Here is a 7,866-nt window from a genome sequence, read left to right on the forward strand (position 1 = left end):
GTCAGTCTGTAGAGCGACCATAAGACCAGAACAGAGTAAATCTGTTAAGGCAGGTGCGGAACCCCGCAAGGGAAAGAAGCAGAAACCTAAATCGTGAGGTTTGGGAATCACCGTCCGTTTACGGCGGTGAGGATGTCAATTGGAAGGCTTAAAAGAAGATGGATTAACTGTTCCTGAATCAGTGTCGATCTGTGAGTATGTAGATGTAGCTTAGGGGGTTCCAAGGTGGAAATAAGATTAGACTCATAGCCGCGATTCATTACAATCGACAAAAAATTTATAGCGTTTCCTGTTCACAAGAGGTACATTCTCAATCCTGAAAAGCTTAATCAGCAAAGGTTAAACTGTACCTCACAGATACGAGAACCGCTATATATTCGAGAAGTTTTAACTCATGCTGAATACGACAAAAACAAATGGAAGGAGTAAAAAAAATGCCGACGATAGAGCTAGAGAAACCACGGCAAGCCTGGACAAACTTAAAGCAAATACTCTTTATTCCTCCCAGCGAATCAGAATATGAACAATTAGTAATTATAGCATTTCTGATTCACAAGAGGTACATTCCCGATCCTGAACAGCTTAATCAGCAAAGGTTTAAGTGTGCCGCACAGATGCGAGAACCGCTATATGTTAGATAATTTGATAGATGAAATAGGAGAAAATGAAAATCATCCTCTTGCTTCTTTAGCGGTTCCTACTGGCTGGACTGTAATTGTCCCAGCCGACCGCGGCTTATAGGCGCCTTGGCTCTATCAAGTGATTGTGGAAGCCGGCTGGCATCCGTTTTTACGCATTAACCAGCAAGGACTGGTCAAAATTTCCTCTCATGGTCAATGGCAGCCCTTAGATGCCCTAGTTTCAGCCCCTGGACAATCTTGGTCGGGTCAGGTGGTTTGCTTTAAAACTAATCCCTTGGCCTGTACCTTGCTTGCCCGTTGGGATTCTGGCTATCAAGAGCCGTGGTTAGTTTTGACCGACTTGTCACCCCAAATGGCTGATGCCCTCTGGTATGGCTTACGTCCTTCTACGGAGTGTGTTTACCGCGACCTCAAATCCGAAGCTGTCAACATTAGTGGTGAATATTTTTATCCGCAAGGAAATTTTTCTACTATAAATAATATTGACTTAGGACAACAAAGATATCAAATAACTGGACAAATTCGTTGTCAAACTATCGGCAATTGTCAAGTCTATGGGGAAGGGGTAATTAATGTAATACCAAATAATACCTACTATGTGATTTGGCGAAATACAAGTATAGGTCAATGTACTGCACATTTACAATAACCTTGCTTGTTGCTCGGCAAAATATCAATATCTCCTTTTTCCTTTTTCTCTTGAAACTGATTCCTGAATCATACTGTATGAGCTAACGACTAAGCGTGATAATTTTTTGAAAATCCCTTTGAATAATAGCAAAATTTTTGTCAGTTAAAAGCGGCACATGAACGAATAAAGCTCTCGGATGATGTTTTAAGACTTGAAAATATAATTCTTCGCAGACAAACTGCCCGGCATTATCGCTGATGTAGGTATAGGCAAGCTCTTTGACAAAATCCTTAAGAGGAATTGGTGTAAATAACTTTTTTGTGCTACTCCTAGCCTGAGATTCTAAACTTAAACGATAACGACTTTCTGCCATGCCACAACAAATAACGAAATCAGGCTTTTTGTCTTGAATAGCTTTGATAACTCGTTCACTGGCTCGATGGTTATTAACGGGAAGTTGACGCAAAAATAAAAGCTTTTTTGCATAATTATCTTGAATAGATACTAACAAATCATCAGAGGAATTACTACAGTGATGGCATAACCAAGGCGCAAAAGAAGTTAAGAGAATTGTCAAGTTATCTCCTGATAGTTAATTAGGATGATCAACAAAAAAGCGATCGAAGGGACAAAAATTGCTACAATAACTGACGTGACCTCAATTAAAGACGAGATTGATAGCCTATGCAACGCCGTGAATTTTTGCTGCTCAGTGGCAGTTTAGGCGGTTTTAGCTTGGCAGCTTGCGCTCATCAAATTTTACAGCCCGTTACTTCCAAAAATCCCCCTGAGTCGGCTGTTAAACAAGCACAAAAAGCGAAAAAAGTCAAGATAATCGTGATTAGTGACCTTAATAGTCAATACGGTTCCACTACTTACGATCCCGAAATCGATCGAGCTATCCCCTTAATTATCAATAATAAACCCGATCTGGTCCTCTGTGGTGGCGACATGGTGGCAGGACAAAAAAGCAGCTTGACAGAGGCAGCAATTAACGCCATGTGGTCAGCCTTTGATCACCATATCGCCGCACCCCTGCGAGCTGCTAAAATACCTTTTGGTTTTACCATCGGTAATCATGACGCTTCTGGAGCTTTATCGGCGGGAAAATTTATCTACGCTAAAGAGAGAAAATTAGCCCTGGATTATTGGCAAAACCCCCAACATGATACAAGTTTAAATTTTATCGATAAAACCGGCTTTCCTTTTTATTATACTTTCACTCAAAATGGTATATTCTATCTAGTTTGGGATGCCTCCACTCATTTAATCTCTGGGGAACAACTAAATTGGGCAGCAAAAAACTTGAGTAGTACCGACGCTAAAAATGCTAAAATGCGGCTAGTAATCGGTCATTTACCCCTCTACGGTATTGCCGTGGGCAGAAATCGACCGGGGGATTATTTAGCCGATGCCGAGAAATTAAGAGCCTTTTTAGAGGGCCATCAGGTGCATACTTATATTAGTGGCCACGCTCACGCTTACTATCCGGGTAAACGGGGGCAATTACAATTATTACACGCAGGAGCTTTAGGCAGTGGACCGCGACGGTTATTGAACAGTGAACAAGCGCCCAGAAAAACCCTAACAATTGTCGATATTAATCCCAATCAACAGGAAACAGTTTACACCACCTACGACATGAAAACCCAAGAGGCGATCAATATTACCAGTTTACCTCCTTTGATTATGGCTCCCAACGGGCAAGTTTTACGTCGAGATATTCCATCGGTTAACTAGAAAGGAATTCCCATAATGGCCACTGTCATCAGCACCGTTAATATGAAAGGAGGAGTAGGAAAAACTACCCTGACCGTCAACCTTGCCACCTGTTTAGCTAAATTTCAGCAAAAACGAGTCCTTGTCCTCGATTTAGACGCTCAAATCAGTGCGACTCTTAGCTTAATGTCTCCCCACGAATTCGCTCAACTGCGTCGCAAAAAACGCACTTTAAGCTATTTATTAGAAGCAATTATCAAACCCAATCCCTACAATAAATTAACTATTGATGATATTATTGTCCCTTCAGTCTGTGAAATACAAGGCTTAGATCTACTGCCAGGAGACATCGAACTTTATGATGAATATGTCGTCTCAGAAAACCTGCACCACCAAGCAATTTTACAGGAAGATTTAGGCTTTGATCATGCTTGGAATAATCTAGAAAGAATCTTAATTCAAAAAATCATTGATCCCATTCAAGACCGTTACGATTATATTATCATGGATTGCGCTCCAGGCTATAATCTTTTAACTCGTAGTGGTCTATGTAGCAGTCATTTTTATTTACTACCTGCCCGTCCCGAACCTTTATCAATTGTCGGCATTCAGCTATTAGAAAGAAGAATAGTTAAACTGAAAGCTAGTCATCAAGAAACCGAACCGATTAACCCCGGTTTACTCGGTATAGTTTTTATTCTTTCTGGTGGTGGCCTACTCAGTCGCTACTATAATCAAGTCATGCGCCGGGTACAACAGGATTTTCAAGCCCATCAAATTTTTGCCAATGCGATTCCTATGGATGTTAATGTAGCTAAAGCTGTTGATATGTTCGTGCCTGCGGTGGCAGCTATGCCCTCTTCTAGTGGTTCCAAAGCTTTTATGAAACTCACAGAAGAATTCTTGATGAAAGCCAAAAAATAGGAGATAATTACTATGGTCATTGAGTGGTTAGAATTTCAAGTTAAACCCGAAGCTAGGGAAAAATTTATCCAAAAAGATCAAAAAATTTGGACAAAGTTTTTAGCCAAACAAGCGGGGTTTTTAGGTAAAGAAATTTGGATTAATCCCGCCATCGAGGCAGAATTAATTATCGTTGTCCATTGGCAAACGAAAGAACAGTGGAAAGCTATCCCCCAAAATTTACTTGATGACACCGAGTCCAAATTTTCCCTAGCCATGGGAAAAGATAATTATCAATTACTCAAAGTCAAGGAATTTCAGGTCAGAAAATTTCGAGAAAATTGTCAGAACAATTTAGAATCTATGGGAACCTGATAAAAAATCAATTCATCTTTTTGTCCCCTGTCAACCTAGCCAAACTTGTCATGAGGGGCTAAAGTGTGCTATAAGCAATCAGACCCTGCCCTGGTCTTTATTCTTTCCGATTAGGTAAATTACTGATGACTGAAGCTAAACGCGCCCTAATTACCGGCATCACCGGCCAAGATGGTTCCTATCTGAGCGAATTATTATTAGAAAAAGGTTATCAAGTCCACGGTATCATCCGTCGTACCTCAACCTTTAACACCGATCGCATCGATCATATCTACACTGACCCCCACCAGCCCGATACTAAATTATTTCTTCATTATGGCGACCTCACCGACGGCACGACCCTGCGGCGTATCCTCGAACAAGTGCAACCGGTAGAAGTGTATAATTTAGGGGCCCAATCCCACGTGCGAGTTAGTTTTGATGCCCCAGAATACACCGTCGATGCTGTGGGGGTGGGGGTCCTAAGATTACTAGAAGCAATTCGGGATTACCAAAAAAGAACCGGCATCGAAGTCCGTTTCTATCAAGCAGGTTCCTCGGAAATGTTCGGGAAAGTCATGGAAGTTCCCCAAAAAGAAACCACGCCATTTTATCCCCGCAGTCCCTACGCTTGTGCGAAAGTTTACGGTCACTGGCAAACGGTCAACTATCGGGAATCCTACGACTTATTTGCCTGTAACGGCATTTTATTTAACCATGAATCCCCCCGTCGTGGAGAAACTTTTGTCACGCGCAAAATTACCCGCGCTTTGGCCCGAATTATTGCCGGACAACAGAAAAAACTCTATTTAGGAAATCTCGATTCTAAACGGGATTGGGGTTATGCTAAGGATTATGTGCGGGCGATGTGGTTAATGTTACAACAGCAAGAACCGGATGATTATGTAGTGGCGACAAATGAAACCTATTCTATCCGGGAGTTTCTCGATATTTCTTTCCAATACGTTAATTTAAATTGGCAGGATTATGTGGAGTTTGATGAACGTTATTTGCGTCCGGCGGAAGTGGATTTATTGATAGGAGATTCCACAAAAGCCAGAGAGAAATTAGGCTGGCAGCCGTCGGTAACGTTCGAGGGACTGGTAAAATTAATGGTAGATGCGGATTTAGCGGCTTTGGGGATTAATCTTAATAACGGTGGTGATAGCGGACAGTTATTAAAAGATTTGGCTTATCTTCGCAATCGTTCAATGACAACTGTGGATTAAAGAGGTAAAAATATGCTGAATTTAAGCGAACAAAGAATCGTTGTCACTGGGGGGGCCGGATTTTTAGGTCGGCAAGTAGTTAATCAATTAATTGCAGCGGGGGCAAATCCCGAAAAAATTACAATTCCTCGGTCAAAGGATTGTGATTTAAGAGTTTGGGAAAACTGTCAACGTTTAGCCGACCAAGAAGATTTAATTATCCATTTGGCAGCCCATGTGGGAGGCATCGGTCTCAATCGGGAAAAACCCGCCGAATTATTCTATGATAATTTGATGATGGGAACCCAATTAATTCACGCTGCCTATCTAGCAGGAGTGCAAAAATTTGTCTGTGTGGGGACAATTTGTGCCTATCCAAAATTTACTCCAGTACCTTTCCGTGAAGACGATTTATGGTCAGGATATCCCGAAGAAACCAATGCGCCCTATGGTATCGCTAAAAAGGCTTTATTGGTACAATTAGAGTCCTATCGTTTGCAGTATGGTTTCAACGGAATTTATCTTTTACCGGTGAATTTATACGGGCCAGAGGATAATTTTGATCCGGGTAGTTCCCATGTAATTCCTGCTTTAATTCGCAAGGTTTATGAGGCACAACAACGGGGGGATAAACAACTTCCTGTCTGGGGAGATGGTAGTCCAACCCGGGAGTTTCTCTACTCCACCGATGCAGCGCAAGGCATTGTCATGGCCAGTCAATTCTATAATGAATCAGACCCGGTTAATCTTGGTACAAATTATGAGATTTCTATCAAGGATTTAGTTGAATTAATCTGTGATTTAATGGGTTTTGATGGCGAAATTGTTTGGGAAATAGATAAACCGAATGGTCAACCGCGACGCTGTTTAGATACAACCCGCGCTAAGGAAAAATTCGGTTTTGTTGCCCAAATGGAATTTAAAGAAGGTTTGCAGAAAACCATTGAATGGTATCGGCAAAACGCCGCCTAGGTTATATTTATGGTGTGTTAGATAAATAACTAACACACCATAATTTTTTAAGGTTACTGACCAGTAAAATCAGAACGAAGGGTTAATTTTAAATCTTCCTTGGGGTTAATTGACAATAATTCCACCGATTCTCCTCGTAATAACCAACCGGCTAATACTTCTAATCCCCCTCCTCGCAATAATCCCTCGCTAACCGGTTGGTCAGAAGTAAAAGAAGCGAGGACAGAAGCGGCCGATTTTCCTAATACTGCACCCTGAATAATTTTGTCGGGGTTAACTCCTTTAATTATCCTTTCTAGACGAGTGAAAACTGCCGAAATAGCATCAATAGATTTTTCTTGGGGTTGACGGGTTTTTAAAAAGATTTTTTGGGATAGAAAACGCGAACCTTGACCATCGGGTTTAATTTCTCCGATAATCTGACTACCATCGGGAATAATTATCTGTCCTTGGGAATTTTTGATATTATCGGTGACGGTCAGAGATAAAGAAAAAGTTTCTTCTTTGGTTAAAAGAATTTTTTTCCCTTGCTCGTATTTTACAGGGATGTCTGTGCCGGCAGGAATTAATCGATCATTCCCCAAAGGAATCGGTTTAATCGGGTTAATTGGGGCGAATTGACGTGCGATCGCAGGAGTCAAGGAGAGGGAGACCACAACGAAAGAAGCACTTAAAAGCATTGTTAATAGGGTCAGAGGATGATGACGACCCTGCTTTTGAAAATTTAGCATCTTACCCTTGAGTTTCCTAGTGGGAGCGAATTAAAGACAGAGACGAAAGCAGAAAAAGGTTTGTTTCCCAGGCAGAAAATGCGGTATAAAGGAAAACTTTAGCCAAAAATAACTGATATTTCCTACTAATTTCCAGTTATTAGTTTATCTGGTCTATTGAAACGCCAAAACTCTTGATTTGTCCGCAGTTCTTAGTTTGGCACGGTTAATGGAGAACAACAACTATTTCTGGGAGAATTATAGGTTCAATCCTATCAAAAAAAAATCACCCGATCGAATTAAAGTCTGTGAAAAAATGTAACAATTGTGACAAAAAACTGAAGAAACCTCAGTTAGAGTGATCATCACCATTCATCTGGAGCGTAGACGCGATCAAATCTAGAGCGTTTATCTTAATAGTGAGGTACGGAGTTTTCCTTTTGGAGAGTCGGTCAACGATAGCAAATCCCGTCTAACTTTAATTTTTGCTGTAGAGATTGCCGTCACTAGAAGTCCCCCACCCCTATAAACCAAGAATATTCTCCTTCAACACCAGTGAAGCTGATGCTGTTAAAGCTAAAATAATCTTCATCGAAAATTTTGGGTCTGAAACCCCGTCGTTCTACGACGGCTTTACCGTTAAATACTAGCGCATTTACCAAATATATGCTAAAATGTGAGACATGGAAAAAGCCTATTCGTTTCGATTTTACCCAACACCCGAACAA

Annotated in this window: 9 protein-coding genes and 1 pseudogene; 8 read left to right on the forward strand and 2 right to left on the reverse strand. The window is 41.1% G+C overall.

The features are described 5' to 3' along the window. Nucleotides 1-434: 434 nt before the first annotated feature. Nucleotides 435-741: pseudogene (locus IM479_RS21245) on the forward strand (hypothetical protein). An 18-nt stretch (nt 742-759) separates the two neighbouring features. Next, nucleotides 760-1,290 (forward strand): hypothetical protein, encoded by a 531-nt coding sequence (locus IM479_RS21250; protein ID WP_287699568.1) that lies wholly within the window; start codon nt 760-762, stop codon nt 1,288-1,290. An 82-nt stretch (nt 1,291-1,372) separates the two neighbouring features. Here IM479_RS21250 and IM479_RS21255 read toward each other — a convergent pair whose 3' ends face one another. Then, a complete protein-coding gene (locus IM479_RS21255) occupies nt 1,373-1,849 on the reverse strand; it encodes a pyroglutamyl-peptidase I family protein (RefSeq protein WP_287685018.1) in 477 nt (158 codons plus the stop codon). A 107-nt stretch (nt 1,850-1,956) separates the two neighbouring features. On the opposite strand from IM479_RS21255, the gene IM479_RS21260 reads away from it, so the two are divergent. The 5 genes from IM479_RS21260 (at nt 1,957) to IM479_RS21280 (ending at nt 6,428) form a co-directional block, all read left to right on the forward strand. Next, nucleotides 1,957-3,012: a metallophosphoesterase family protein gene (locus IM479_RS21260; protein WP_287685019.1), complete on the forward strand. Its 1,056-nt coding sequence runs from the start codon at nt 1,957-1,959 to the stop codon at nt 3,010-3,012. Between the two features lie 15 nt (nt 3,013-3,027). After that, a complete protein-coding gene (locus IM479_RS21265) occupies nt 3,028-3,915 on the forward strand; it encodes a ParA family protein (RefSeq protein WP_286825999.1) in 888 nt (295 codons plus the stop codon). Nucleotides 3,916-3,927: 12 nt separating this feature from the next. Beyond that, a complete protein-coding gene (locus tag IM479_RS21270) occupies nt 3,928-4,269 on the forward strand; it encodes a TIGR03792 family protein (RefSeq protein ID WP_287685020.1) in 342 nt (113 codons plus the stop codon). A gap of 125 nt (nt 4,270-4,394) precedes the next feature. Beyond that, a complete protein-coding gene (gene gmd / locus IM479_RS21275) occupies nt 4,395-5,477 on the forward strand; it encodes a GDP-mannose 4,6-dehydratase (RefSeq protein ID WP_002798501.1) in 1,083 nt (360 codons plus the stop codon). Nucleotides 5,478-5,489: 12 nt separating this feature from the next. Then, entirely contained in the window at nt 5,490-6,428 is a 939-nt protein-coding gene (locus IM479_RS21280; RefSeq protein WP_002798500.1) for a GDP-L-fucose synthase family protein, read from the forward strand. Nucleotides 6,429-6,481: 53 nt separating this feature from the next. Here IM479_RS21280 and IM479_RS21285 read toward each other — a convergent pair whose 3' ends face one another. Beyond that, nucleotides 6,482-7,159 (reverse strand): hypothetical protein, encoded by a 678-nt coding sequence (locus tag IM479_RS21285; RefSeq protein ID WP_287685021.1) that lies wholly within the window; start codon nt 7,157-7,159, stop codon nt 6,482-6,484. Nucleotides 7,160-7,821: 662 nt separating this feature from the next. On the opposite strand from IM479_RS21285, the gene IM479_RS22890 reads away from it, so the two are divergent. Continuing rightward, the coding region (locus IM479_RS22890; RefSeq protein WP_353737100.1) for a helix-turn-helix domain-containing protein at nt 7,822-7,866 on the forward strand (45 nt) is incomplete at its 3' end.

The organism is Microcystis sp. M165S2 (genome assembly GCF_020245885.1).
Classification (GTDB): Bacteria; Cyanobacteriota; Cyanobacteriia; order Cyanobacteriales; family Microcystaceae; genus Microcystis.

Coding starts and splice junctions, on each gene's coding strand:
- IM479_RS21260 (WP_287685019.1), top strand. CDS start 1,957: ATGCAACGCCGTGAATTTTTGCTGCTCAGTGGCAGTTTAGGCGGTTTT.
- IM479_RS21265 (WP_286825999.1), top strand. CDS start 3,028: ATGGCCACTGTCATCAGCACCGTTAATATGAAAGGAGGAGTAGGAAAA.
- IM479_RS21270 (WP_287685020.1), top strand. CDS start 3,928: ATGGTCATTGAGTGGTTAGAATTTCAAGTTAAACCCGAAGCTAGGGAA.
- gmd (WP_002798501.1), top strand. CDS start 4,395: ATGACTGAAGCTAAACGCGCCCTAATTACCGGCATCACCGGCCAAGAT.
- IM479_RS21280 (WP_002798500.1), top strand. CDS start 5,490: ATGCTGAATTTAAGCGAACAAAGAATCGTTGTCACTGGGGGGGCCGGA.
- IM479_RS21285 (WP_287685021.1), bottom strand. CDS start 7,159: ATGCTAAATTTTCAAAAGCAGGGTCGTCATCATCCTCTGACCCTATTA.